Origin of the sequence: Paenibacillus apiarius, assembly GCF_017052585.1 — a bacterium.
GTDB lineage: Bacteria > Bacillota > Bacilli > Paenibacillales > Paenibacillaceae > Paenibacillus_B > Paenibacillus_B apiarius.
Genome location: NZ_JAFFHZ010000001.1, coordinates 1376149 through 1400502, shown reverse-complemented (window position 1 = coordinate 1400502; position 24354 = coordinate 1376149). Strand labels below are relative to the sequence as shown.

26 protein-coding genes are annotated in these 24354 nt (G+C 51.6%); 20 read left to right on the top strand and 6 right to left on the bottom strand.

The annotated features are described in order from the left end of the window. Positions 1–20 precede the first annotated feature (20 nt). From JSQ80_RS06385 to JSQ80_RS06340, 11 genes are all read left to right on the top strand, one after another. Positions 21–341, top strand: a complete 321-nt coding sequence (locus JSQ80_RS06385; RefSeq protein ID WP_087432023.1) for a phage baseplate plug family protein — start codon at positions 21–23, stop codon at positions 339–341. Then, on the top strand, positions 325–1119 hold the full coding sequence (locus tag JSQ80_RS06380) for a phage protein (RefSeq protein ID WP_087432024.1): 795 nt from the start codon (positions 325–327) through the stop codon (positions 1117–1119). Before JSQ80_RS06385 ends, JSQ80_RS06380 begins: the two co-directional genes overlap by 17 nt. Before the next feature lie 71 nt (positions 1120–1190). Then, positions 1191–1463 carry a hypothetical protein gene (locus tag JSQ80_RS06375; RefSeq protein WP_206094758.1) on the top strand — a complete coding sequence of 91 codons (273 nt, stop codon included), beginning with the start codon at positions 1191–1193 and terminating at the stop codon, positions 1461–1463. Then, the gene (locus tag JSQ80_RS06370) at positions 1460–1837 is read left to right on the top strand and encodes a DUF2634 domain-containing protein (protein WP_206094757.1); all 378 of its coding nucleotides are present in this window, start codon (positions 1460–1462) and stop codon (positions 1835–1837) included. Before JSQ80_RS06375 ends, JSQ80_RS06370 begins: the two co-directional genes overlap by 4 nt. Further along, positions 1800–2984, top strand: a complete 1185-nt coding sequence (locus JSQ80_RS06365) for a baseplate J/gp47 family protein (protein WP_206094756.1) — start codon at positions 1800–1802, stop codon at positions 2982–2984. The genes JSQ80_RS06370 and JSQ80_RS06365 overlap by 38 nt, the downstream gene beginning before the upstream one ends. Next, positions 2977–3615 carry a hypothetical protein gene (locus JSQ80_RS06360; protein ID WP_206094755.1) on the top strand — a complete coding sequence of 213 codons (639 nt, stop codon included), beginning with the start codon at positions 2977–2979 and terminating at the stop codon, positions 3613–3615. Before JSQ80_RS06365 ends, JSQ80_RS06360 begins: the two co-directional genes overlap by 8 nt. Positions 3616–3989: 374 nt before the next feature. Beyond that, on the top strand, positions 3990–5174 hold the full coding sequence (locus tag JSQ80_RS06355; RefSeq protein WP_206094754.1) for a pyocin knob domain-containing protein: 1185 nt from the start codon (positions 3990–3992) through the stop codon (positions 5172–5174). A 249-nt stretch (positions 5175–5423) separates the two neighbouring features. Further along, positions 5424–5510 (top strand): CD1375 family protein, encoded by an 87-nt coding sequence (locus JSQ80_RS29945; RefSeq protein WP_418888893.1) that lies wholly within the window; start codon positions 5424–5426, stop codon positions 5508–5510. 80 nt (positions 5511–5590) lie between these two features. Continuing rightward, a complete protein-coding gene (locus JSQ80_RS06350) occupies positions 5591–6010 on the top strand; it encodes a phage holin family protein (protein WP_206097497.1) in 420 nt (139 codons plus the stop codon). After that, on the top strand, positions 5994–6692 hold the full coding sequence (locus tag JSQ80_RS06345; RefSeq protein WP_206097498.1) for an N-acetylmuramoyl-L-alanine amidase: 699 nt from the start codon (positions 5994–5996) through the stop codon (positions 6690–6692). Before JSQ80_RS06350 ends, JSQ80_RS06345 begins: the two co-directional genes overlap by 17 nt. Before the next feature lie 319 nt (positions 6693–7011). Next, entirely contained in the window at positions 7012–7932 is a 921-nt protein-coding gene (locus tag JSQ80_RS06340; RefSeq protein ID WP_206094753.1) for a cation diffusion facilitator family transporter, read from the top strand. A 168-nt stretch (positions 7933–8100) separates the two neighbouring features. On the opposite strand, the gene JSQ80_RS06335 is transcribed toward JSQ80_RS06340, so the two are convergent. Together JSQ80_RS06335 and JSQ80_RS06330 are read right to left on the bottom strand one after the other, a co-directional pair. Next, positions 8101–8625 (bottom strand): hypothetical protein, encoded by a 525-nt coding sequence (locus JSQ80_RS06335; protein ID WP_206094752.1) that lies wholly within the window; start codon positions 8623–8625, stop codon positions 8101–8103. A gap of 48 nt (positions 8626–8673) precedes the next feature. Then, the gene (locus JSQ80_RS06330; RefSeq protein ID WP_206094751.1) at positions 8674–9579 is read right to left on the bottom strand and encodes a LysR family transcriptional regulator; all 906 of its coding nucleotides are present in this window, start codon (positions 9577–9579) and stop codon (positions 8674–8676) included. A 262-nt stretch (positions 9580–9841) separates the two neighbouring features. On the opposite strand from JSQ80_RS06330, the gene JSQ80_RS06325 reads away from it, so the two are divergent. The 6 genes from JSQ80_RS06325 (at position 9842) to JSQ80_RS06300 (ending at position 16205) form a co-directional block, all read left to right on the top strand. After that, positions 9842–11461, top strand: coding sequence for an ABC transporter substrate-binding protein (locus tag JSQ80_RS06325; RefSeq protein ID WP_206094750.1), 1620 nt, complete (start codon positions 9842–9844; stop codon positions 11459–11461). After that, positions 11448–12437, top strand: coding sequence for an ABC transporter permease (locus tag JSQ80_RS06320; protein WP_206094749.1), 990 nt, complete (start codon positions 11448–11450; stop codon positions 12435–12437). The genes JSQ80_RS06325 and JSQ80_RS06320 overlap by 14 nt, the downstream gene beginning before the upstream one ends. Next, on the top strand, positions 12434–14146 hold the full coding sequence (locus tag JSQ80_RS06315; protein WP_240463576.1) for an ATP-binding cassette domain-containing protein: 1713 nt from the start codon (positions 12434–12436) through the stop codon (positions 14144–14146). The genes JSQ80_RS06320 and JSQ80_RS06315 overlap by 4 nt, the downstream gene beginning before the upstream one ends. Before the next feature lie 72 nt (positions 14147–14218). Then, positions 14219–14944: an ABC transporter ATP-binding protein gene (locus JSQ80_RS06310; RefSeq protein WP_206094748.1), complete on the top strand. Its 726-nt coding sequence runs from the start codon at positions 14219–14221 to the stop codon at positions 14942–14944. A gap of 8 nt (positions 14945–14952) precedes the next feature. Beyond that, a complete protein-coding gene (locus JSQ80_RS06305; RefSeq protein WP_240463575.1) occupies positions 14953–15588 on the top strand; it encodes an aspartate/tyrosine/aromatic aminotransferase in 636 nt (211 codons plus the stop codon). Continuing rightward, entirely contained in the window at positions 15585–16205 is a 621-nt protein-coding gene (locus JSQ80_RS06300) for a hypothetical protein (protein ID WP_206094747.1), read from the top strand. Before JSQ80_RS06305 ends, JSQ80_RS06300 begins: the two co-directional genes overlap by 4 nt. Before the next feature lie 110 nt (positions 16206–16315). Here JSQ80_RS06300 and JSQ80_RS06295 read toward each other — a convergent pair whose 3' ends face one another. Next, positions 16316–17356: a hypothetical protein gene (locus JSQ80_RS06295; RefSeq protein WP_206094746.1), complete on the bottom strand. Its 1041-nt coding sequence runs from the start codon at positions 17354–17356 to the stop codon at positions 16316–16318. A 323-nt stretch (positions 17357–17679) separates the two neighbouring features. Here JSQ80_RS06295 and JSQ80_RS06290 point away from each other — a divergent pair, with 323 nt between their 5' ends. Next, positions 17680–18666, top strand: a complete 987-nt coding sequence (locus JSQ80_RS06290) for a C40 family peptidase (protein ID WP_206094745.1) — start codon at positions 17680–17682, stop codon at positions 18664–18666. Between the two features lie 215 nt (positions 18667–18881). Here the strand turns inward: JSQ80_RS06290 and JSQ80_RS06285 are convergent, their stop codons facing one another. Continuing rightward, positions 18882–19259: a permease gene (locus JSQ80_RS06285; protein WP_206094744.1), complete on the bottom strand. Its 378-nt coding sequence runs from the start codon at positions 19257–19259 to the stop codon at positions 18882–18884. A 43-nt stretch (positions 19260–19302) separates the two neighbouring features. Next, positions 19303–20412 (bottom strand): MGDG synthase family glycosyltransferase, encoded by a 1110-nt coding sequence (locus JSQ80_RS06280; RefSeq protein WP_240463574.1) that lies wholly within the window; start codon positions 20410–20412, stop codon positions 19303–19305. 210 nt (positions 20413–20622) lie between these two features. Between JSQ80_RS06280 and JSQ80_RS06275 the strand changes: the two genes are divergently transcribed. Beyond that, positions 20623–21201, top strand: a complete 579-nt coding sequence (locus JSQ80_RS06275; protein ID WP_206094743.1) for a TetR/AcrR family transcriptional regulator — start codon at positions 20623–20625, stop codon at positions 21199–21201. Positions 21202–21287: 86 nt separating this feature from the next. On the opposite strand, the gene JSQ80_RS06270 is transcribed toward JSQ80_RS06275, so the two are convergent. Beyond that, a complete protein-coding gene (locus tag JSQ80_RS06270; RefSeq protein WP_087435819.1) occupies positions 21288–21875 on the bottom strand; it encodes a lipoprotein BA_5634 family protein in 588 nt (195 codons plus the stop codon). Positions 21876–22147: 272 nt separating this feature from the next. On the opposite strand from JSQ80_RS06270, the gene JSQ80_RS06265 reads away from it, so the two are divergent. Then, complete coding sequence (locus JSQ80_RS06265) at positions 22148–24346, top strand: Ig-like domain-containing protein (RefSeq protein ID WP_206094742.1); 2199 nt, start codon at positions 22148–22150, stop codon at positions 24344–24346. Positions 24347–24354 lie beyond the last annotated feature (8 nt).

Below are 24354 nucleotides of genomic sequence, written 5' to 3'. Positions count from 1 at the left end.
GGCAGAGAGGAGGAAGATGGATGGCGGTCATTGTCATTGACAAGGAGCTTGTCCCTTATTCGTTCGACATGGATTTAGGGGAACGGACGTATACGTTCGAGGTGCGTTACAACGCGCGGCATGATTATTTTACGGTTGATTTGCTGGAAGGGGACCTTCCCCTTGCGCTTGGCGTCAAGCTGGTGTGGGGAGTGCCGTTGTTCGAGAGCATGGAAACGCCCGACTTTCCGCTGGAGTTGATCGTGCCATACGGAGAAAATCCGGAAGAGCACGTCACTTGGGATACGCTCGGTCAGTCCGTGTCCGTGCATCTGGGAGAAGACGATGGAATATTTGTATAAACGCAATTGCGAAGTGCTTATTGGCGGCTACCGCTTCACATATGAGGATTTATCGCTCCGGGTCGTGGCCGATTTCGATGACGACAAAGAGCCGAATGAATCGACGGTTGAGCTCTATAATCTGTCCAAGCATACGCTCGCCAATCTAAAAACAGGCATGCGCGTCATCGTGAATGCAGGTTATGGAACGGATCTCGGCACGGTGCTGCAGGGCAACATCGTGGAAGTGCGCACGAAGCGGGAGCAGATGGACCGGGTAACGACGATTCAAGTGAAGGATGACTTGAAGGTATCAGTGTATGACATGGTGCATACGTACCGGCCGGGCAGCAAGGCGAGCGAGATTATTAGGGACCTGTTGAACCGGGCCCAGATTCCGCACGGCGAGCTGCGGCTGCCCGCCGACCACACCTATGCGAAGGGGTTCGTGGTCAAGGGCGATCCGTTGAATGCGATTCGGCGCGCCGCGGCGGCATGCGGCTTGGGCACGTATACGATGCAGGGCAAGCTGTATTTTCAAGCGGCCAATATGGTTGCGACGAGCCGCACGTTTGTGGCGCTGTCCCCGGAGAGCGGGCTGATCGACAGTCCCCAGTCCTTTGAAGAGGGGAAGACGAAGGGAGTCCGCGCGACATCACTGCTCAATCATCGTCTGCATGCGGGCGCCCAGGTTAGGCTCGTTAGCGAGGATTTCGAGGGCGTGTATAAGGTGAAGCAGGGCAAGCATACGATTTCGGGCGAGCAGTTCATCACGGAAGTGGATCTGGTCAAGGAATGAGGCCAGCGGAGTGATTACGCGGTCGTTTTGCGGGCAAGTTCGTTTTTTAGAGAGGGAAAGGAGGGGACGCCATGGGAGCCAATCGCGCAGTCGGCGCTTTGGAGGCATGGATAGATCACAGGTTGTCCGGCATGACGGGCGCGCAGCTCGGCACCGTAATTCGCATGGGAGCGGCCGACGCCGATGTGGAGCTGGACGGGGAAGCAGGGGTGATTCGCTATCAGCTGCCCGTTGTGCAGCAGGCATCCGAGGTTGTCTTGGAAGCTGGAAGCCGCGTTCTGGTCGTCTTTACGGAGGCGAATGGCGGCGGGGGCGTTATCGTGGGAAAGGTGGCAGGCGAATGAAAGCTTGGGCTTTGAACGACGGGGATATTCAGGTGTCTGACGGGCAAATCGCTTGGATTGACGGGCGCGAAGAGCTGGCGCAGTCGGTGCGGATACGGATGGGAACTCGTTTGGGCGAGTATTTTTTTGCGCCTGACATGGGGTTGGATCATGATCAAATGATGGGCAAGCAGGTGGACGAGGATAGCATCCGGGAGGCGGTCATGCGTTGTCTGGCCGAGGAGCCCCGCATTCAGTCGGTGGAGGAACTGGAAATTGACTGGGATGAGCGTGCGCGGACGGTGTCTATGCGCCTCGTCATGATGAGCGCGGATGGAGAGGAGGTTGAGTTGAATTATGCTGACGGAAGCGGGTTTGAAGCGCAAAACGTATAACGATATTTATGAGGAAATGGTGTCGGAGCTGGGCAAACGGCTCGGGCAGGATATCAACACGTCGGAAACGTCGCCGCTGGGCATGATGCTGCAGGTGTTCGCGTGGCATTTGTCGGTGCTGTGGGAGGACGTGGAGCAGGTGTATCACGAGTCGTACATTCAATATGCGACCGGCGTGCAGCTGGATGCGCTGGCGGTGTTCTACGGGCTGCGGCGCAAGCTGGAGCAGCCGGCCCACGGTTCGATCGAACTGAGCGGGACGCCGGGTCATACGGTTCAGGCGGGGCTGCAGGTTGGCACGAAGGCGGGCGTCTGGTTCGCGACGACGATGGCGTGCACGCTGGATGATGCGGGCCGCGGCACGGTGAATGTGACGGCGGCGGTGGCCGGTATCTCTGGCAACGTTCCGGCGGGAGCCATCACGGAGCTGATGAATCCGGTGAAGGAGCTGACGGGCGTAACGAATGCCTGCGGCATGATCGACGGTCGCGAGCGCGAAAATGACGTGGAGTTCCGCGATCGCTTGCGTGCGGCGCGCGATGGCAGCCATGCGGCGACGATCGATGCGATCGCATCGGCGCTGTTGCAGCTGCCGGATGTGAAGTCGGCTTCGGTGCGCGTAAATAACACGATGGATACGAATGCGGAGGGCATTCCGCCGAAATCGATCCGCGCATATGTGTACGGCGGGCAGCCGGAGCAGATTGCGAAGGCGATCTTCGACAAGAAGGCGGCGGGCATTGGCACGGACGGCACGGAAAGCGTGCAGGTGCGCGATGTGAGCGGGAGCGAGCATGAGGTGCGGTTCAGCCGCATGACGATGCTGGACGTGCATGTGGAGGCCGCCGTGTCGGCCAATCCGACGTTCCCGGCGCGCGGCGCGGACGATATCGTGACGGCGATTGCGCAGTATATCGGCGGCATTGGCGCCGACCAGCAGGATTACACGGGGCTGGCGCAAGGCTCGCGCATCGTGTACAGCCGTTTGCTGACGGCGGTGCAAAATGTGATCGGCGTCGAGGAAGTGATGGACTTGAAGGTGAAGCTGGCGGATGGCGAATATGTGAGCGGCAATGTGGATATTCCGCTGTATCACGTGGCGCGGGTGGCGCCGGAGCGGATCAAGGTGGCGGTGACTCATGTTTAAGCTGAACGATCTGATGGACATGCTGCCAGACGTTATCGCGAAGGAAGGCAGCCGTTTTTCTATTTTGGCTGACGTATGGCTGCAGCAGTTGAATGAGATTGGCGCGACGGTGCAGCGCATGTCCGCTTGGAAGAGCATCGAACAGGCGGAGGGAGCGACCCTCGACATGATCGGCGGCAATCTCGGGCAGCCGCGCGGCCAGGCGACGGACGAGGTGTACCGTCTGCTGCTGCGCTCCAAGCTGGCGCGCATGAACGCGAGCGGCAACCTCGATTCGGTCATCGAGGTGCTGGCGCTGGCCCTGAACGCGGAGCCGGGCGAGTTCGGCCTGTCGGAGCGGTACAACGACCCGGTCAGCCCCGAGCCGGCGGCGATTCACGTGAGCGAGGTGCCGTACGAGAAGCTGAGCGGCGTGGGCTTGAGCCCGTCGCAGTTCGTCTCGCTCGTGGAGCGCCTCGTCGCCGCCGGGGTGCGCGTCGGCCAGGTCGAGCTGACCGGCACCTTCTCGTTGTCGTCGGCGTACGACGCACTGGAGCAAGACGAGCATGGCCTCGCCGACGAGGCGATGACCGTGGGCGGCACGCTCGGGGATATGTACGTGCCGGGGAACGATTACGCGATACCGGTCTAGGTGTGCTGGGAATGGCGTATGATGGCTGGGGCTAGGCAAGGCAGGACTGGGGAACCTATGCCTGCCGTTTAGCCTCGCTGGTGTTAGGCTGCGTGAAGTGCAAAAGTACATTTGAATTTGCTGAAATGGACGATATTGGGGCCATGAGATGCAAAAGTACATCTGAATCTGCGTAAAACCGGCAACTGCCCCGAAACGACGTCATTTAACTGCACTTTTGCAGCTTATTCATGGAAAGTGGAGTTCCACGCTGCAATGAACTGCATTTTTGCAGCTGACCGTTACGTTGTCACCGGAATCCTTGCTGTATTGGGAGGGAGGGTGGCAATCCAATGGCAAGCTGCGGTTACGAATATATGAGGAGGGATTACACAATGGCATTTCAAAAACCGCTTCCCGAATGGAAGAAGCAGGGCATCCGCCCGCCAGAATCCAAAATCACCGAAGGCTACAACGTCATGGACAAGCCGCCGGCGGCCTGGATGAACTGGCACATGAACACGACGTACGAGGCGCTTGAGGAGCTGCAGAATAATGCTGCAGAGAAAACGGATGTTACTTCCGCTTTGTCCGAGGCTAAGTCATACGCTGATCAGAAAGTCGCAGACATCGACCTGTCCAAGATAACGCCGGAGTACATTGGGGCAGAGACGCCTGCGGGGGCACAGGCAAAGGCAAATCAAGCGGAGGCGAATGCAAAAAACTATGTCAACACTTCGTTTGTGAAAAAAGCAATATATCTCCCTGCGAACACGGATATGAACAACGTTAGGGACGAAGGCGAATATTACAATCCTGCTAACGCAGAGGTTAGTACTTTTGCAAATAGACCTGATGATCAGTCCTGTTATGTAAAAGTAAGCAAACATGCGGGTGTAAACCAAACTTGGTATGTCTTTAATCCAAGTGATAACAGGGTGTTTACGCGTAACTTTTACAACAATTCGTGGGGACCATGGAAAAAAGTGTTGAATATCGATGATTACAACGAACTAAAGCACTCTGGCGTTGAAGCGAAAAACAAAATCGCGGGTGCCATCAACGCCAAGGGAGTCCCGGCATCCGCGAATGATACGTTCGACCAATTGGCGGGGAAGATTGGGCAGATATCGACAGGTGGTCGGATCGATGTGTCAAATAGTGCATACGGTGAGACTGGACAGGGGACGCAAACGGTTATGTTTTTCACACTACCTGCATCAGCAAAAAATGCCTATTTCGCTGATGCAGGAAACCGAAACTCATCAATTTATGCCAGTGACAGTGCCCACGCGGCTTTGGTTGCGTTCGATGATACAGGCATACGTTTGCCGCTGATGACGGGTAACCCAGATGCTGGTTCACAGTCAATAGTCAGTGTTGAATTAGTGAGTCAATCTCGCCAATTTATCGTCAAATATGCCTCGTATGGGAGTACTTCGAGCCCAGCCTCTAGAAATATACCTATACCAGACGGGTTTAACATAAACGGAGAAATACGTATTGCGGGCGAGGCATACGCGTATCGCGCGAATGATGTTGCAAGTATCACCTTGAGTGGTTCCACATTTTTATATTAGGAGTTTAACGATGTACGTAGGATTTACGTAGGATATAAAGGTGTTGCCTAAAGCAACCGGATCACGTCCCGGGTTGCTTCTGGTACTAAAATTGGACTGGAAACGGCAAAATTTTATTACGACTATTAAAGTATAGACACCGTAGAAAGTAGAGTCCGGGAACTGGAAGCCGAAAACGGACAACTCAAGCAGGACAACACTCTCCTGAAAGACATCCTAGCCGAAAATGGAATCATAGTATATTGCGAATTGATTAAAAAGGGACTTAGAACGCTCGATGCTGTGCCTCTGAGATGGAGAAACGACGTACAAGCAATGCTGGAAAAAATAGAGTAAGCGCCACCTAATAGAAGGCGCTATTTTTATGCCCTCGGCCGCGGCCGGGGGCACTTTTATTCTCGAAAGGAGGAAACATGATGGAACGAATCGACGTGCTGCTCAAAGCAGGCGTAGCGATGGCAGCGGGAACCGCATCCTTGCTGTTCGGCGGATGGCCATTGCTGCTGCAAGTATTGGTCATTATCGCGGTAGTAGATTACGCCACCGGCGTGATGGCCGCAGGAGCGGAGGGCAAACTGCGCAGCAGCGTTGGCCTTATCGGCATTGCGCGCAAGGTGTTTATTTTCTTGATTGTCGCGATTGCGCATCAGATCGACACCGTATTGGGGGATCAGCATTTGCTGCGAGACGCGACTCTTTTTTTCTATATTGCCAACGAGTTGCTATCGATTATCGAAAACGGAGGGCGGATGGGCGTGCCGCTGCCGCCGGCAATTCGTCAAGCGGTCGAGGTGTTGAAAGGCAAAGGAGGAATGAATGATGAGCATCGAGGTTAAACAGCGCCTTCTGCCTGATGGGAGGCCGAACAAGCCAAGCCGTCCGATGAAGCCGATGTACATGACGGTGCATAATACGGACAACACGGATCCGGGGGCGACGGCGGAGGCGCATGCGCGCTATATTTTGAACGGCAGCGGCGGAGCGCAGACAAGCTGGCATTACACGGTGGATGATTGCTCCGTGTACCAGCATTTGCGCGATGACGAGCAGGGATGGCATGCGGGCGATGGAGCGGGTCCCGGCAATGCGTTATCCATTGGCGTCGAGATATGCATGTACGCCGGGATGGACGAGCCCAAGGCGTGGCGCAATGCGGCGCAATTGCTTGCGATGCTGTCGCAGAAGCACGGTATCCCGCTGGATCGCATCGTGCCGCACCGTCACTGGAGCGGGAAAGCATGCCCATCCCGCTTGCTGCCGCAGTGGCAGCAGTTCATGGCGCTCGTTGAGCAGTGTCTGCGGGAGCATGAAGCCGGAGCACGCCCGAACGAACCGCACAGCGTTCCCGTCCGCCAAGTTCACATCGAGCTGCAAGGGAATGCTGCTTCAACTTCATCCATAGCGATGACGGGCTACCTCATTGACGGCAAAGTGTACGCCCCTGTCCGCGAGCTGGCCACAGGCTGCGGGCGCAAGGTCAAATGGGACGCACAGCAGTTGAAGACCTACGTTATCTAGTTACCTCGGGTATACTTGTCCTCCCCAGCGCACATCCTATCTAGATGGGGCGTTGTTGCCCCCTAGCAACTTTTCTTAGCAGACTCAACTTTTCTAACCGGAAGCAACAGGTTTTTGCCGGTTCAAGAGTTGTTTCAAGGGTCAACACTGTTTCTCTAGACCCACACGGAATCGGTCTGTTAAGATAGGGATCCGAAAAATGCAAATGAAACCATGAACATAAAAAAGTTATTTTTTCAGCAATTGTGAATCGTGATGGAAAGAAGACTTTTTTATATCCTATATCGTTTTCGGGTAAATGGTGCGGGGAGGGTATAACATGAGCGCAGACGTATATGCGGACATGAAGCAAGGGGAAAAGGGAGCATGGATTAGCATTGCTGCCTATATTGCCTTATCTGCATTAAAGCTGACCATTGGATTCTATTACCAGTCGAAGGCGCTGCAAGCGGATGGTTGGAATAATTTGACCGATATCGTTGCTTCTATGGCGGTGCTTATCGGATTAAGAATCTCTCAGAAGCCGCCGGATCGCGATCATCCGTACGGTCACTTGCGCGCGGAGACGATTGCTGCGCTCATTGCCTCATTTATTATGGCAACTGTCGGCATCCAGGTTATTTTGTCCACCATCGGCTCTATATTTAACGGAGAGTCAGTAACGCCCAATCCGATTACCGGATGGGTGGCGGTCGTGTGCGGAGCGGTCATGTTCGTCGTGTACCAGTATAATAAGCGGCTGGCGAATCGCATCCGCAATCAGGCTCTAATGGCGGCGGCGCAGGATAATCGTTCCGACGCGCTCGTTAGTCTCGGGGCGGCGATCGGCATCTTTGGCTCCCAGATCGGGCTGCCTTGGCTGGATCCGTTAGCGGCCTTGTCGGTTGGCGTGTTGATTTGCAAAACGGCGTGGGATATATTCCGCGAGACGACGCATACGTTGACCGACGGCTTCGATGAGGCGCATCTGGAGCGGCTGCGCAAGACGGTGGCGGGCACGGACGGAGTGCGGGCTATTCGCGAAGTGAAGGCGCGTCTGCATGGAAGTCTGGTCCTCGTGGACGTAGTCGTGCAGGTCGATCCGAAGCTGAGTCTTATCGAAGGCCATCAAATCTGCGATGATATCGAGCAAAGCATGAAGCGCAAGCACAATATTACGCATGTGCACGTGCATGTGGAGCCGATGGATACGGGAGCGGCGTCTGAGTCGGCAAGTCTTCAAGGACGAGCGGCACATTGAGAACCGCATCATCATAGAAATGAAAATGAAAAGCGTGCAGGAGGCTTCTGAGTTGTTGTCAGAGCTTCTTGCACGCTTTTTTGCTGTGGTTGACTGGCACATGACAAGCATGACAAGCTGCGACTTCCGCAGGTTCAGCAATGGATGCCAGACATGCCAGACATTGAATTACGAGAGCCGCTTCACAGTGAGCAACTCTTCCTGTGGCAACGCCAACGCTTGCTGCGAAAGCTCCAGCTTCAGCTTGTCAAATTGCTCCACATCCTGTGTGGTCATCGCTTTGTTGCGGCCTTTTGCCAAGTAGTCGTAGAACTCAAGCGGAAGGAAGTTGTCCTTCAACACCACTTCAACAGCGGCGCCTTCCCCGGCCGAGAGGACAAAGGCGTAGGACTGGGCGCGATGCGGGTCGTATTGCGCCGCCGGGTAATGGACATTTACCTTGTAAACCCCGCGTGTGACAGCGCGAGTAACGAATTCGAACGCATCGCGGAACCCGGGACCCGCATGGCCGGACAGGATGCTGAGCATGTTCCGCTGCGGCGGTTCCGAGCCGAACAATTCATGTATAGCGGCTTGCTGCACGCGGAAAGCAACAGCGATAGCCATGAGGGCCAGTCCGCCATGGTATTTTTTAATATCTTCAAAGCTGATTTCAATTACATCCTTGTTGTCCATAATTCGAATAACAGACATCGGTTCAACCTCCAAAACGCGCACATCCAAAAGACGCGGCAAGAATGATTAAGCGTTGCCATTCAACAGTAAAGTGCCTTGAGCACATTCGCAAAAAGCGGTCTCGATTTGGGTGAGCGGCTTGTGCTTCCTGTGAATAAATCCGTTGTTTCGTTCGATACGCAATCGGTATACGGGCTTCGCTATGAGCTCGCCTTTATCTAGTGAGCCGCGTACGGCATAGTAGGGGATAAAGGCAACGCCCAATCCGGCCTTAATGGATTCCTTGATAACCTCGAAGCTGCTCATATGGATTGTGTCTGGCCGAATCCCCAACTCATAGATAGGAGATAAAATGCAATCCTGCAAATAGCTGTTTTGCGGCAGCAGCAGCGTTATGCGAGCGATATCGCGGGCATACAGCATCTTTCGCTCCGCCCAAGCATGATCCGGCGGAAGCACGAGCACGAACTCGTCTTTAAACAGCACAATGGAATCATATTGAGTCTGGACATATTTGTCTTCCTCATAGATAGGCAGGAAGGCCATAGTGATTTTTTCTTCCATAAGCATGTCAATCAAATCTGTATAACCATACGTATGGAGCTCAAAATGCTGCTGTGGATAGCTGTGGTGAAACCGCCGCAAAATATCCGGCAGCACGTAGACCCCCATATAGTTGCTGGCATACAGCGCGAGCACAGGGCTCGAAAGACCCGCGTTCTTGATGCTCTGCGAAGCCTCCTCAAATAGGGCGACCATTTTTTTGGCGTACTCGTGCAATACTTCCCCCTGTGGCGTCAAACGCACCGATTTTCCCGAGCGCATTAACAGCGTTGCCTCGAATTGCTCCTCCAACTGCTGAATGTGGCTGGTTACCGTCGGTTGAGAGCAGAAGAGGCGCTTCGCCGTTTCGGAAAAAGACCCGCATTCAGCCAACGTCAAAAAAGTTTCCATTTTATCGAGAACCTTCATGAGTGTGCAGCCTCCTAGGGGGAATGAGAATAGTAGAGAGTATACTAAATATGAGATTGATTATCAATATCAATCATAACAATAAATCTATCGCTCTTTTTGATACATCTATTAGATTTTAATATGAAAACGGAATCAAATGGGTTGTGCCGCTATTATTCCAACTATCACTTCATCTTTTGATATTGATTTTCATTCTCAATTAATTTATCTTAAATTTTGTACGTTACCGCTTGAATCGAGAAAAAGGAGTGTTATTTTCATGCAATTTCGCACGACATCATACTTAGCTTTACTATTCATGGCATTCATTTTGCTTGCAGGATGCAGTTCATCGCATACATCTACACCGGCAGAACATGCAAAGGCTCCGCAATCCTCAACAGTACCAGCACAGGAGCAGCCTGCCATCCGAATCGGATGGCAGGAAAGCGGCTACCCATCGCCGTTTGCTTTCAAGCCGTCAGGACCTGGCGGTTATTTGCGCAATAGCTTTTTGTTCGACACCTTAACCTGGAAAGACGGCACGGGAGTCATTCCATGGCTCGCTGCATCGTGGAAGGTATCCGAGGATGGATTGCGGTATACGTTCACGCTGGAGCAGGATGTGAAGTGGCATGACGGGACGGCGTTTTCCGCGGATGATGTCGTGTTTACATTTGAATACTTCAAGACACACCCGTTCCCATGGACTGGCGACATTAGCCAAATCAAATCCGTGTCCAAAACGGGAGACGGCACGGTTGAGTTTCAGTTGAATAACAAATATGCTCCATTTTTAAGCGACCTAGTGGGGATTATGCCCATTATTCCGAAGCATGTATGGGAAAACGTAAGCGATCCGATCGCTTATCGCGATCCGTCAGCACTGGTTGGCACAGGTCCATTTACGCTAAAACAGTATGATGATAAGTCGGGGCAATACTTGTTCATCGCTAATGGCAGCTATTTCAAGGGAAACGTGAACGTACAAGATGTTGCATACATGGATACGAAAAACAAAGTGCTGTCCCTGCAGAAGAATGAAATTAATGCAGCGTCGACTTTGAACTATCGGGAAGCGGAGCAACTTCAGAAGGAAGGCTTTCAAGTCATGAAGAGCGAACCGGCAGGCAGTGCGGTCCGCGTCGTATTTAACCATAGCCATCCGCAATTAAAGGATAAGCGGTTGCGCCAGGCATTGGCATATGCGCTTGATCGTACGGAAATGGCTAGCAAAATTGTTGGGGGGACACCTATTCCGGGCAGCGGCGGGATTATTCCACCGGATTCGCCTTGGTACAACGATAAGGTTAAGACCTATGAATATGACACGGCCAAAGCTGAACAAATGCTCGACGAGCTTGGTTACCGCAAAGACGGCAGCGGCGTGCGCCAAGACTTGAAGCTAAGCTTGATAGTCTCCTCTACTTCCAAAGAAGCGCAAATGATGAAGGAGATGCTGAAAAAGGTTGGCATCGAATTGAACATTCAACAGGTGGATGGGGCGACGTTCACCTCTGCAATGGGTGAGAACAAATACGATATGGCGTTAACCGGGCATATCGGGCTGAGCGGCGACCCCGACTTTTTACGGCTGTGGTTTTTAGGAAAAGCAAGCAATTCATTTGCAGCCAGAGGCAGCTCATTCGACAATCGACAGTTCCAGCAGTTGGCCCAGGAGCAACTGCAAGAGCTGGATACAGCGAAACGAAAAGAGATTGTTGGCGAAATGCAAATTGTTTTATCAGAGGAATTGCCGACGCTCGTCTTGTATCATCGTCCATTTTATTTCCTTTACAAGGCAGCTGAGTTTGACCGTTGGTTCAACACCTATGGCGGTATAGCGGACGGCATACCGCTATGGGACAACAAGGCGGCATTTATCGATGCGAAGAAGTAAGCATACTGTCACCTATTTATATGTGTTGTTATTTGTGCTGCTTTTGAATTTTGTTCTCCCCCGGCTGCTGCCGGGGGGGCCTATTGATTTTTTGGAGGGCGGGGAAGACGGCCCTGTTTTTATCTCGGATGCGCAAAAAGCAGCGATGAGGGACTACTATCATCTCGATGAATCGGCATGGATGCAGCTTGCGGACTACGTGAAGGGGATATTCACCTTCGATTTTGGGCAGTCGTTCACCTATAAAATGCCAGTCTATGAAGTGATTATGAATCGTCTCCCGTGGACGCTGCTCATCGTTGGCGTGGCAACCGTGTTGTCAATCGTGATCGGCATAGCTGCAGGATTGCTATCTGCATGGCGGCATGCAGGGAATCATGACCGCGGATGGTTTCTCACCATGATTAGTGTCAGCACAATCCCGGATTTTTTGACAGGGATGTTGTTCGTGCTCGGATTTTCGGTGAAATGGGATTGGTTTCCTCTCGGTGGCGCGGAGACGCCTTTTTATACACCTAATGGTTGGTGGGACCTGGCGATAGACGTGTCTTGGCATGCAGTTCTGCCTGTCGTGACCTTGACGGTGGCGAATACGGCCAGCATCTATTTACTGATGCGCAATGAAGCTATTCGGGTGCTGCGCGAGCCGTTTATTGAATTTGCATTGGCCAAAGGTGTGGGCAGCGGCACTATTTTGTATAGACACGTTCTGCGAAACGCCATTCTCCCTATTATAACGATGGTTGTTGTCCGGCTTGGCGGGCTGCTGGCCGGATCGGTACTCGTAGAAACGGTATTTTCGTACCCGGGCATCGGCAATTTGTTGCAGGAAGCGATTTTGGCGCGGGATTATCCGCTGCTGCACGGACTTTTTGTGCTGATGACCGCTTTTGTATTGCTGCTCAACATGGCCGCAGATAGGATATACCCGCTGCTTGACCCTCGAATTCAGACAGGAAAGCAAGGGGGAGCATGATGAACCGATCAAAAAAAGCAGGCAGCGTTATAGTAGCATGTTTTGTCGCATTAGCTCTTGCAGGGCCTCTGCTCGCAGGTGTAGAGCCCTTTGCGCTTGATGGCGAACGACTGCTCGCTCCATCGAGTGTGAATTGGCTCGGCACCAATGCGCTAGGCCAGGATGTGTTCAGCCAGCTCAGTTATGGGGCGCGTACGACGCTCCTAATCGGGCTGGGCGTTGCCATTATTAGCACCACGCTAAGCGGTGTTCTTGGGCTTGTGGCAGGTTATTTCAAAAGGCTTGATCCATTGATAAACGGATTGGCGAATGTGCTGCTTGTGCTGCCTTCTTTGCTGCTTGTGCTTATTGTAGCCGCCTTTACATCAGGCGGCGTCTGGCAGTTGATTGTAGCGCTTGGCTTGCTTACCTGGCCCGGATATATGAGGCTCATTCGAGCCTCCGTGTTGTCGCTGCGTGAGCGGGAATTCGTGAAAGCGTCACAGTTGTTTCATGGAAAGCCAAGCTATATTTTGCGAAAGCACCTGATGCCCTTTATCGTTCCACTTTTGCGAACGAAGTTCATTCTATCGTTCCGTCAGGCGGTAACGATGGAGGCGAGCTTGTCTTTCCTTGGTCTTGGCGATCCGAACCAACCGACCTGGGGCAAAATGCTGGAGCAAGCTTTCCATCAAACCGAAACGTGGATAACAACAGCTTGGCAGTGGACGATTGTACCGCCGATGCTGGCGCTCCTGCTCGTAACGATTGGACTTGCTCTATTAAGCGAAGGCGAACATCAGCAAGGGAACAGATGGCTGCGTTCCTACAGCCCCAGCAGCAGGGTCAAGCTGCTGCTGGCTTCCGGCGAAATGGATGCGTCTGTCCCAGGCACGCATTCCAGTGTCAAGGCAGCCGAGCAATCTCAACGTGCTGTACATTGTACTGCGACTCATGCTGGAGCGGATAACGCGGTTGCGGTTCACGATTTAAGCGTGGTGCACAATGGACTTATGATTTTGCAGCCGATGTCTTTTTCTATCGCTGCAGGAAGCGTCACGGCTATTATTGGCGAATCGGGTTCAGGAAAAACGACTTTGGCGCGGGCTATATACGGCATGCTGCCGGATGATGTCATGAGCGGGGCAGTAAATATTCGCAGTGTCGGTCCGAATGGCGGCTCTGCCGAACAGAGTATAAACCGCTGGGTCGACGCTGCATTTATTGTTCAGGACCCTCGACTCAGCTTTAATCCGCTATTGACCGTAGGACAACAATTTATGGAGGCGATGCAGGGGGCGGACGCGTCAAGCGTCACTGCATCGGAGAAACGGCTTGCCGCCGGGCAGGCATTGCGGGAGGTGCAGCTTTCTGAGCGATTGCTGGACAGCTATCCGCATGAATTAAGCGGAGGTATGCTCGGCCGCGCATTAATAGCGCTGGCGCTTATTAATAAGCCAAGTCTGCTGATTGCTGACGAGCCGACAGGCGCGCTCGATCCTGTCGTAAAGCGGGAAATCCTTAATTTGCTCATCACAAAGGTTAGAGAGTATGGGATGACACTGCTGCTGATCACACATGATCTGCAAGCGGCGCTGCGGGTGGCTGACGACATGATGATTATCAAAGATGGTCAACTGCTGGAGCACGCGCCTGCGGAGCAGTGGCTGCTTCAGCCTGCAACGAGCTACAGTCGTGAGCTGCAGGCGCTTATACCATCGACAAAGTGAAGACATATAAGTCCGTAATCAAAAGCGGACTTTTGAACAACCACGATTTGAATGAGATAAGGAGTGCAAGCGATGCTCGAGCTGAAGCATATTTCAAAGCGTTTTGGGCTGTCCAAGCCATTTGCGGTTCAGAATGTGTCCTTCTCGATTTCCGAGCATGAGGTATTTGCGCTGATAGGAGAAAGCGGGTCTGGCAAATCGACGCTGGCCGAGCTGATTGTCGGCTTGCAGCAGCCGACGGAGGGGGCTGTTTTTTGGAAGGGCGCTCCCATACAGCCGCAGGCGAAAGTGCAAATTGTATTTCAAAACCCGGATCGCTCCCTGAATCCATATTGGAAAATCAAAGATATTATTGCCGAGCCGCTTATGTTGAACAAATGGACGAGCTTGGCCTCGCAACGGAAAGTCGAGGAACTGCTGGAGCGAGTTCGGCTGCCTCGTGACCTCTTAGACAGACTGCCTGCCGAATGCTCGGGCGGACAGAAGCAGCGTGTTGCCATTGCGCGCGCCTTGGCGCTGGAGCCTGAACTGCTTGTTGCCGATGAAATCACGTCGGCACTAGATCCGATGACAGAACGGGACATTTTAAGCTTATTGTCTGACTTGAAGCGGGAGCATAACATGTCCTTCTTATTTATTACGCATCGGCTTGAGACGATTCGCGGCTTCGCGGATAGTGCCGCTGTCATGCACAACGGCATGCTGCTTGAGATGGGAACGACAGATGAGGTATTGCAGCATCCCGCTAACGCGTATACCAAATCACTATTAGCCGCTTGTTACGATGACTTTGTTTAGGGAGGTTAATGTATAGCGCCATGACGATGCCCATAAAGATTGCTTACTTAGATTCCTATTCGGACAGTTCCTCGCGAGTGTATCGGCATGAATTGTACGAGAATCGGTTAGAGCGCATGTTTTTGTATGATATGACGATGGATAGACTGGCGCCATACGGTGCGATGGTTGTGCCTAACAATATAGATGAGGAATTTTTGCATCAACATCGTGATTGTATCGCGCAGTTTCTGGAACAGGGACGAATTGTCGTTTCCTTTGCCCAAATATTTTTGCCATGGCTGCCCGGCAATGGCTTATGGATTCGAAGCTCGCTAGACATCAACGCGCGGACCATACTTGCCCATGATGAGCATCCGCTCTTTCGAGGCGTAACGGAGTACGATCTGAATTATCGCCGTGGTGTAAAAGGCTTCTTCTCACGGGGCTACTTCGAAGCGCCTGCACATGCGGAGATTGCGCTATGGGATAATGCCGGCCAGACGGTTGTTTATGTGGATCGACACACGACCAACGGGACGATTGTAGCAGGTGCAGGCACCGATCTGTTGGCATACGGATTGTCCGACACGACAACGGCTCGAAGAATGGGGCTGCAGTTGTTGGCTTGGATCGATAGAGAGTATGAGGAGTTAAGACGATGAAGACAGGTATATTATACGGCGGTGTCAGCTACCAGCATTATTTTTTTACGAGAAAAGACGGAAAGTACCGCCAGCGGTTTACCGATAGGATTTACATGTTAGATCTGCATCGAACCGAACTGCCGCAGTACGATTACGTGATTGTGCCTACCCGCTTGAATCAGGATATGCTGTGCCGGCATTCGGAGCAATTCCGCCAATACTTGAATCAGGGAGGACATCTTATCACCTTCGGGGAGATCGAGAAACCGTGGCTTTCTCCTGTCAATTGGAAGTTTTACCCGACTAATTTTTACTGGTGGGTGAATCAAGGCGCAGATTTGCCGTTATATCCGGTTGATGCTGAACATCCGTTATTTCAAAAGATTGCGGTCGATGATGCAAAGTGGCACTATCACGGCGTATTTCGGCTGGAAGGCGGCGCAAGGGCGGAGCCGATCCTTGTCAATGAACTGGGAGAAGCGATTATTTGCGTCGATCGCCAGTCGTACAAAGGAAATATATATATGACGACTTTGGATCCAGACTATCATTTCGGACAAGGTTTCATTCCAAAAACAGAAACGTTTCTGGATGGCTATCTCGCGTGGATAGAAGAAGATATCATGCTTGAATAAATCATTTTGTTACCCATTTACCCGTCAGGCTGCCGAGACATTCTCGACAGCCTTTTATTACCCCTCAATCCAAGCCGGGAAGCCGTACTGCCAAGAGCAGTAAAGCATGGCTACAGCCGACCCGGCTCCCGATCACCCATAACCTCAGCCACAAAATCATGCGGCTTATCCAAGCACAGCGCGATCTGCTTCACGTTGCGCTTCATGCCGAAGCGGCCCGTCACCGTGACCGGACGATGGAACTGGAGGATGACGTTCGGCGTGCCGAAGGCAGGAGCAGCCGTAACGGGTACCAGCTCCTTCGGCAGCGGTTCTTTCGTCATCCAAGCGCTGCTGATGTCCTCGCGTTCCACATCGGCCCAGATGTCGTGGGCGTGGCGGATTCGCACGCTCTGCCCGGTAACCAGCACCGGGTTCAGCATTGTCAGCCGATAATCCGCAATGAGGACCACAATGAAATATACATTGGACAAGGTTAAAATCCATGCCGCGATCGCGGACCATTGGTGAATGAGAAAATGGAGCCCGATCCCTTCCAGGACGAGCACATGGATGGTTCCGATGACGATGACGAGCATGCTGGACTGTTCCAAGCTGCCGAAAGCGGCGGCGCGTTCAGGAACATACGATTTTTTTCGCCAACTGAACAGCGCGTGGTAATAGACAGAAGCTTCGTGCACAAGCAGCGCGCCCGTCTTCTGCGAGCTTACCGCATCGGCGAAAGACGATCGCAGCGCATCCAGAGGAGCCCCGCCATCGGCAGACAAGATCCGGTACGCCCGCCGCACCCGCACCGTTTGATAGATCACATAAGCAGCCATGCTGATTCCGCACCCCAATGCCAAAGCGTCGAGGATACGCTGCAATTCTGTGCCAACAGGCGGGACGAACAGACTCATTGCCGCATATCCGGCCAGTCCTGCTGCAAGCGAACGGACGAAGGCGGCTCTTTTCAGGGAGTCGGCTCGGCGAACGCGGAACCAGAAATACAACAAGGGCAGGATGATCATAAAATCCAATGCCACTCCGAACGATAACAGATCCGGAACGGTGGCTGAGGAGAAGGTGAGCAGCATAGAAACATCCGCCGCAGCGACCAACATCATAACCAGTACCGGCCAAGGGACAGAAAATCGATGTATACGAACCATAGGAACACGCTCCTTTTTAATAACAATGACTTCTATAATATACCATCAATCTATGGGGGATTGTGTAAATGTTTTCTTTTATATGGGTTTCAATGGTTCGATAGGACTAGTTTTGGTTAAATTTTTGTCGAATTTTAAGAGAATAGTCCGATGGCAGCCTGGTTGAAAGTCTATATATAATAAGGGCGAGCGTTATTGGGATGTCGTTACAAATATAGAATTATGATTAAAATAATCTAGTATTTGACATCTTGTTCATATGAACATTAGCTCAACATTCGGTTGCACGTCACAGTAATGTACGAACAACAAGGAGGCTTCTCATGAAGAAAAAATTACTGTTAGGTTTACTAATGTTTACGATGGCAAGTCAGATGATGATGACACCACTGCACGCGGCGCCTGCATCAGCGGCAATGACCGATGAAGAAATAACGAGCCAAATTCCGCAATTGGAAGAATATTTGATAGAAGAAAGCGATCCGGATAACGATGATGATAATGGCGGTTTCCTGCTTGATTCGGAAGCGACCTTAATCGATCCGGCTGCATTGCAAGCAACACCTGCGGATAAGCAGTCGAACGATCAAAAAACGGGGAAAGTCGTTTACGGCGTTAACTTGCGTACCGAACCGTCCTTGTCCGGGACCATTATTCGCATGGCGAAGAAGGGCGAGCAGGTTGTCATTTTGGACAAGCATAATAGCAATTGGTACAAGGTACAGGATCAAAACGGCATCATCGGGTATATGAGTGCCGACAGCAAATACATACAGGTGGAGGATACCCCATCCACAGCGCCTTCTGGTTCAACGGCAGCCGCTTCCGGCGAAGGCACCTACGTTATGGCTGCCTCTTCTACCAGCAAGTCGGCTAAAATCGAGAAAGTGATTAAGACGGGCAAAAAGTATAAGGGAACGCCTTACGAGTTCGGCTCGAACCGCAACAATACGAAAACGTTCGACTGCTCGGACTTCGTCAGACATATCTATAAAGAAGCATTGGGCATCGTGCTTCCGACAGATTCCCGTAAGCAAGGAGCCTGGATTAAGTCGCATTCCACGGCCAAAACTAGCATCAGCCAATTGAAACGCGGAGACTTAATGTTCTTTATGACCTATAAAGGGTCGAAAAAATCCAATTATAGCGGCATTAACAAGTCCAAGCAGCGCATCACGCATGTCGGCGTCTACTTGGGCAACGGCCAAATTTTGCATACGTATTCCAAAAAATCGGGCGGCGTGCGTATCGATAACATCAAAAACACGACGTGGGAATACCGCTTCCTGTTCGGCGGCAGCGTCTTGTAAAATGAACGCTTTCAGCCAATAAGAAACGCTATGCAAGCAAGCTATACAATGAATCTCCAGCTATTATTTTTCTCTTATCATTTCATATGATGTGCGAAGGAAGAGACCCATGGCGGCCTCTTCCTTTCATTTATATGCGGTCGTCAGCAGCATGCAAAAAAGAAGGCTGCACCCGATGAGCGTGTTCTGCTCACGGATACAGCCTATTCCGCCATTCATTGAAATTTCGGAGGATCGTTCTTCGTTTCGTCGATTCTCGGTATGGACCGGTACTTCTTCGTCTTGGACAGACGTACCGCAATCCAAGAGCTTATGGCGCCTAACGGCAGCAGGAGAACGATCGCCGCGACTTTCACCGATTCATTCTGTGCCAATGCGTACAGAATAACGCATGCCATGAGCGGCAAATAGTCGATGGAGCGCACGACAACGTGGCGGCGGCCCCATTTGCTCTCCGCGATGCCGAATAAAATAAAGCCGAAAAAAATGACGGCTATAAACAACCCCTTGCTGGTTATCCAACTGAGTGTCTTGGCGAGCAGCCCGAGCGCGATCAGCACATTGCCCGCAAATCCCATTACTGAAAACATCATTATGCATCCATCCCTTTACATCAGTTACGTGAATAAGATTCGATTATTGCAGCAATTTCAATACGGTTTGGGCGCATTTGTCAGGCTCTCTGAAAGAGAGCTGGCCCGATTGCCGCTTCTGGCGCAGCGTCTCATAGTGAAGCTGCAAATCATTGAACCATTTCGCCACCGTTGCTCTCGATTCAATGCGCTCGCCAAATCCATGCTCTGTAAAATAGTCGCAATTTTCTTCCTCTTGCCCCGGTATCGGCGCATAGAACAGCATCGGTATGCCTTTGGTCATTCCTTCCGTGCACGTCATGCCCCCGGGTTTCGTCACTAATAGATCGGACGCATCCATTAGTGTAGACACCTCTTGCGTATATCCAAATATATGTATGTTCGGATGCCGGTACATCGGGTCCTGCTCCATGCGCTGAATCGCTTTCTGATTGCTGCCCATGCAGAATAAGAGCTGCACATGCTCGCGCCAAGTCGACATATATTGCAGCAGCTCTTCATCCAGCGCCAATCCCCAGCCTCCGCCCATAATCATCACGGTCGGGAGCGGCTTCAGGCCAAGGATATGCTGTGCCTCGGCTTGGGGGCAGCGCTGCCAGAACTTCGGATGGACGGGAATTCCCGTAACTACGATGCTATCGGAGGCGATCCCGCGCATAAGCAGCTTCTGGCGCACCTCGGGAGCGGAGACGAGGTATTGGTTCACTTCGGGATTCAACCACGTGCCGTGGGCGTCGTAATCCGTTATCAATGTATATAAAGGAATGTCCAAGCCGGAACGCTTAAGACGCGATACGACGATATTGGGAAACGGATGCGTACAGATGACGGCATCTGGGCGCAATTGTTCAACGACATGAGAAGCTTGTGTGTAGAATATGCGATGTAAAGCCAATTGAGTAAAACGGTTCAGCGATTTCTTATATTTTTTACGATACAAAAGTCCGACCAATTTCGGCTGCGTGCTCACCGTCTTGCGATAAGCGGCAAAGATTAACGGTCCTACCGTCGGATTCAGGAACTTGCCCAGTTCAATGACTCGCGTCTGAACATCGGGGGCAAGTTGTCTAATGCCAACCGATAAAGCATACGCTGCTTGCGTATGGCCCGTGCCGAAACCTTCGGACAAAAGAAGGATTCTTTTTTTTCGCATGTTCTCACCCATTTCCATTATAACCGGAATGTCTACAGGAAGCATCAGCCAATAAGACGAACCATGCATGTAAGTAATTCCCTTCGTCAGGCAGTGAATTCGGTTGAAATTCAGATTATTATATGTTACATTTCAGAGTAAAGACAGTATGACCAAAATATCGAAATGGTCATTTAGTCAGAACTCTGTCGAAGAAAGGAGCCAGAGGAGATGTCCATAGACCGCCGAAAACAGATTGTTGAAGCGGCAGCGCAATCCTTTGCTTTGTTCGGCTATAAAGCGACGACGATGGATCAAGTTGCCAAGATTGCCCAAGTAGGCAAAGGCACGATATATACGTTTTTTACGAATAAAGAAGAATTGTTCGGTGAAATATTGCAACAGCTCATTGGTGAAATGAAGGAGATTGCCGATCGTGAAATTCAAGCGGACAAGTCATTCTTCGATAATTTGTACCGCGTGCTCGATCGGGTGTTGGATTTCCGCACTCGGCATGAACTGGCGATGAAGCTTTCGCAGGAGGTCCGGGACTTCGGCACTCCGATGGCGAAGGAAGCGCTCCTTATGCTCGAAGAGGAACTGCTTGAATATGTGGAACGCCAAGTTCGTCTTGCCATGGAGAAGGGCGAGGTGAAAGAGGCCGATCCGAAGATTATCAGCTTCGTTATGCTTCAACTGTATAAAGCGTTGTCCACGGAGTGGAACAAGCTGCATGAACCTTTGGACAAGGAATCGATCAAGTCCTATTTTCGTCTCCACTTCATGGACGGGCTCGCCACTGACAAATAAGCGGCTTAAGCAAGAACAACCTTCCAATTGCGTACCGAGTTCCCGGTAGTGTGGAAGGTTGTTTATATTTGTGCTTATAGCTGCTGCTATTTGCTGATTCTGACCATTTGCGCGACACGGACTTCTTTGCTGACATCGCCGAGCAAATGTTTAGGGTCTTTTTTAAATGTAACGACAGCCATTCCAAGATGATCGGCATTGAGCTTCTTCCACGCTGTGTCATCCATCACGACAATGGTTTCCGCATAGGAGCGGCTCTCGCCAATCACGACATCCCCGCTGTACGAACCGGTTAACTTGTTGCCTTTTACAGTTGCTTCGGCAGTCCGAGTTTTGGCGAAAATGATGGCTTTGTCGGCAGATAGGGCAGGAAGCTCCTTAATTGGCTTCGTTGCTTTGTCCTTCACTTCCTGCAGCAGGCCGGATTTCAACAACCCCTCTGCGGTTGATTTGCTGATGACGACCATAGTCCCGCTGTCTTGTTCGTCAACCTTGATTGGATATGTTTCTTGGGCAGATACATCTGGCTTCACTTTCTCTGTCGCCTGGCTGAGTTGTTCATCTGTTCCATATAATATAATCCCGTTTGCTTTTTCACCAAATAAGGAGGAACAGCCTGTCCCTGCAACGATTGCGAGCATAACGATCGCGGCCAAACCTATCATTTTTTTCATTGTGTGTTCACCTCTGCATCTGTTTTGAGAAAATCCATCTTAAACAATACAGGAGCATGAACGATGGAACCATTGAGTTCAGTGACAATTGTCTTTCAATATCGTAAGAAACATTACCATAATTGATTCAATGCCCTAAATAGGTAAATAGACTCAAATTTATGTTTCTTTCATGGAAGTTGAGTGTATAAGGTAACAATTTTCGCTTCAATAACCGTTATATCTATATAGAAATATGTTATAGGCAGTGTAAAGGGAAGGGAGAAGATAGGGTGCACACAACTAGTAAGAGAACATCGCGGTTCAGCCTAGCGCTTGTTTTTACGCTTTTGTTCGGCTTGCTGCCGTTTTACGGGGTAGCGGTCGCGGAAGATACGGTGACAGGCATTGAATTTGAATCCAACGTTTCCCCTGTGCATGTTGTTGTCGAAGGACAATCCGTACAATTGAAAGTAAAAGCGACGATTAAAGGCAAGACAGAGACGAAGGATGTAACGAGCTTGGCTACATGGAGCACTTCCAATCCAAGCGCAGTCAAAGTTGATGCGGGCTGGGTAAGCGGCGCAGGCAAAGGAACATCGGAAATTACCGCTAAGTATCAAGGTTATACGATAAAGAAGACGGTGGTCTCCAGCTATCAGTTCGATCAGCTGAGCGTGCGCATGTCGGAATCCGGGGCAGAAGTGCCCAAGGAGATGAACGCGCAGCTGGGCATGAAGCTGAAATGGAAGGCGTTTGCCATTGATCAAGCTACCGGAACGGATAATGACGTGACAGATGACGCTACGTGGAGCTCGTCCAAAACAGACGTAGCTGACATCAATAAAGGCGTTCTTACCTTGAAAACGAAGGGCGAAACCGAAATCACGGTTAAGCATAAAGGGCTTAGCAAAAATATTAAGCTCAAGGTCGATTTGCCTTATGAGGAAATGACGCTCGCGCCGGACAAGCTGGTTGAATTCGATTACGGCGCTGATTCCCAGACGGTGACCGCGCAGGTTAAGAAGAAAGACGGCACGTTCGAAGATGTGACGGATAAAGCCGAATGGAGCATAAGCGATACGAACGTTGCAGAAGTGAAGTCCGGTGTCGTCAAGCCGATTGGCGTGGGAACGGCGACGCTAACGGCCAGCTATCTCGGCGCTTCCCAATCGGTCACGGTCGTGGTGCGGGCTTCTTATCAGGCGATGCGATTGACGCCGGACAAGGCGCAGCATATGATGCTGGGCGACGGGCCGCTAACGGTTCAGACCTTCGTGCTGAACAGCGCTGACAATCAGCAGGACGTGACGAGTCTCGCCGAATGGACGTCGAGCAATGTGATGGCCGCGACTGTGGAGCAGGGCAAAGTGTATGCGAAAGGCGCCGGTTCGTCCACGATTACAGTGAAATACAAAGGCTTGACCAAGTCCATTGAAGTGACGGTTCACCCGACGATCGAGAAGCTGAAGTGGGCCGATGTCGACGAGGATAAGGACAAGGGTGAAATCCGCAAGCAAAATATATATATGGAAGATGTGCAGGATCTGCCGAAAATTAACGGGGTGACGTTAAACGGCGATACGATCGATGTCTCGGGGCTGGCTGATTGGACATCCGGCAACTCGGACATCGTCTCCATCAAAGACGGAAAAATGAAAGCAGAAAACCGCGGCGTCGTCACATTGACGGCGAACGTGCGCGGCCAGACGCTGGCGACGGAAGTGACCGTGCAGCGCAAAGCGCTCGTGCTGCAGGCCAACACGACCGAGCTGAGCGTCGTGACCGGACGGGAGCAGCCGGTTCCGGAAGTGACGGTCATCTACATCGATGGCGAGGAAGAGCGTGTCACTTCCGATATGAAGTGGGAATCGAGCTCGCCGAACCTGCTTGTGCGTGACGGCAAGATCAAAGGGCTCATCGCTGGCAAAGTTACATTGAACGGCACTTTCTCGAATGTGAAGCTGTCGCTGAAGGTGACGATTGATGAGGAGATCGTATCGTTTGATATCGTTCCGCAGACGATTACCACGAATGTAAAAAAGTCTCAGTCGGTCAAGGTGACGGGGAAATATAAGAACGGCAAGACGATAACTCTCGGATCGAAAATCAAATGGAAGATCGAAGATGAAAAGGTGGCAACAGTTAGCGGCTCTAACGTCAAAGGAGTAGCCATCGGAAGCACGAAGCTGATTGGCGAATATCAAGGCCAGCCGCTTGAGGTTCCGGTTCATGTCAAGCCGCGCTTGTTGAAGCTGGAGGCGACTCCGAAGAGCGTGAAGCTGGGCGTCGGGCAGAAGGCAAGCTGGAAAGTGCAAGCCATCTATGACACGGGAGAAGTTGTAGATGTAACTTCTAAGGTCACTTTTGTGCCTTCGAATACGAAGGTTAAGGTAGATCGCGCCAGTGTTCAAGGCGTGACGAAAGGCAGCACCTCCGTCAAGCTGACTTTAGATGGCAAGAGCACATCGCTGCGCGTAAGCGTGAAATAAATAGGAAT

Coding starts and splice junctions, on each gene's coding strand:
- JSQ80_RS06310 (WP_206094748.1), top strand. CDS start 14,219: ATGCTCGAGCTGAAGCATATTTCAAAGCGTTTTGGGCTGTCCAAGCCA.
- JSQ80_RS06335 (WP_206094752.1), bottom strand. CDS start 8,625: ATGTCTGTTATTCGAATTATGGACAACAAGGATGTAATTGAAATCAGC.
- JSQ80_RS06370 (WP_206094757.1), top strand. CDS start 1,460: ATGAAAGCTTGGGCTTTGAACGACGGGGATATTCAGGTGTCTGACGGG.
- JSQ80_RS06355 (WP_206094754.1), top strand. CDS start 3,990: ATGGCATTTCAAAAACCGCTTCCCGAATGGAAGAAGCAGGGCATCCGC.
- JSQ80_RS06300 (WP_206094747.1), top strand. CDS start 15,585: ATGAAGACAGGTATATTATACGGCGGTGTCAGCTACCAGCATTATTTT.
- JSQ80_RS06380 (WP_087432024.1), top strand. CDS start 325: ATGGAATATTTGTATAAACGCAATTGCGAAGTGCTTATTGGCGGCTAC.
- JSQ80_RS06320 (WP_206094749.1), top strand. CDS start 11,448: ATGCGAAGAAGTAAGCATACTGTCACCTATTTATATGTGTTGTTATTT.
- JSQ80_RS06360 (WP_206094755.1), top strand. CDS start 2,977: ATGTTTAAGCTGAACGATCTGATGGACATGCTGCCAGACGTTATCGCG.
- JSQ80_RS06280 (WP_240463574.1), bottom strand. CDS start 20,412: ATGCGAAAAAAAAGAATCCTTCTTTTGTCCGAAGGTTTCGGCACGGGC.
- JSQ80_RS06285 (WP_206094744.1), bottom strand. CDS start 19,259: ATGATGTTTTCAGTAATGGGATTTGCGGGCAATGTGCTGATCGCGCTC.
- JSQ80_RS06325 (WP_206094750.1), top strand. CDS start 9,842: ATGCAATTTCGCACGACATCATACTTAGCTTTACTATTCATGGCATTC.
- JSQ80_RS06345 (WP_206097498.1), top strand. CDS start 5,994: ATGAGCATCGAGGTTAAACAGCGCCTTCTGCCTGATGGGAGGCCGAAC.
- JSQ80_RS06385 (WP_087432023.1), top strand. CDS start 21: ATGGCGGTCATTGTCATTGACAAGGAGCTTGTCCCTTATTCGTTCGAC.
- JSQ80_RS06330 (WP_206094751.1), bottom strand. CDS start 9,579: ATGAAGGTTCTCGATAAAATGGAAACTTTTTTGACGTTGGCTGAATGC.
- JSQ80_RS06275 (WP_206094743.1), top strand. CDS start 20,623: ATGTCCATAGACCGCCGAAAACAGATTGTTGAAGCGGCAGCGCAATCC.
- JSQ80_RS06305 (WP_240463575.1), top strand. CDS start 14,953: ATGTATAGCGCCATGACGATGCCCATAAAGATTGCTTACTTAGATTCC.
- JSQ80_RS06340 (WP_206094753.1), top strand. CDS start 7,012: ATGAGCGCAGACGTATATGCGGACATGAAGCAAGGGGAAAAGGGAGCA.
- JSQ80_RS06365 (WP_206094756.1), top strand. CDS start 1,800: ATGCTGACGGAAGCGGGTTTGAAGCGCAAAACGTATAACGATATTTAT.
- JSQ80_RS06290 (WP_206094745.1), top strand. CDS start 17,680: ATGAAGAAAAAATTACTGTTAGGTTTACTAATGTTTACGATGGCAAGT.
- JSQ80_RS06375 (WP_206094758.1), top strand. CDS start 1,191: ATGGGAGCCAATCGCGCAGTCGGCGCTTTGGAGGCATGGATAGATCAC.
- JSQ80_RS06315 (WP_240463576.1), top strand. CDS start 12,434: ATGATGAACCGATCAAAAAAAGCAGGCAGCGTTATAGTAGCATGTTTT.
- JSQ80_RS06270 (WP_087435819.1), bottom strand. CDS start 21,875: ATGAAAAAAATGATAGGTTTGGCCGCGATCGTTATGCTCGCAATCGTT.
- JSQ80_RS06295 (WP_206094746.1), bottom strand. CDS start 17,356: ATGGTTCGTATACATCGATTTTCTGTCCCTTGGCCGGTACTGGTTATG.
- JSQ80_RS06350 (WP_206097497.1), top strand. CDS start 5,591: ATGGAACGAATCGACGTGCTGCTCAAAGCAGGCGTAGCGATGGCAGCG.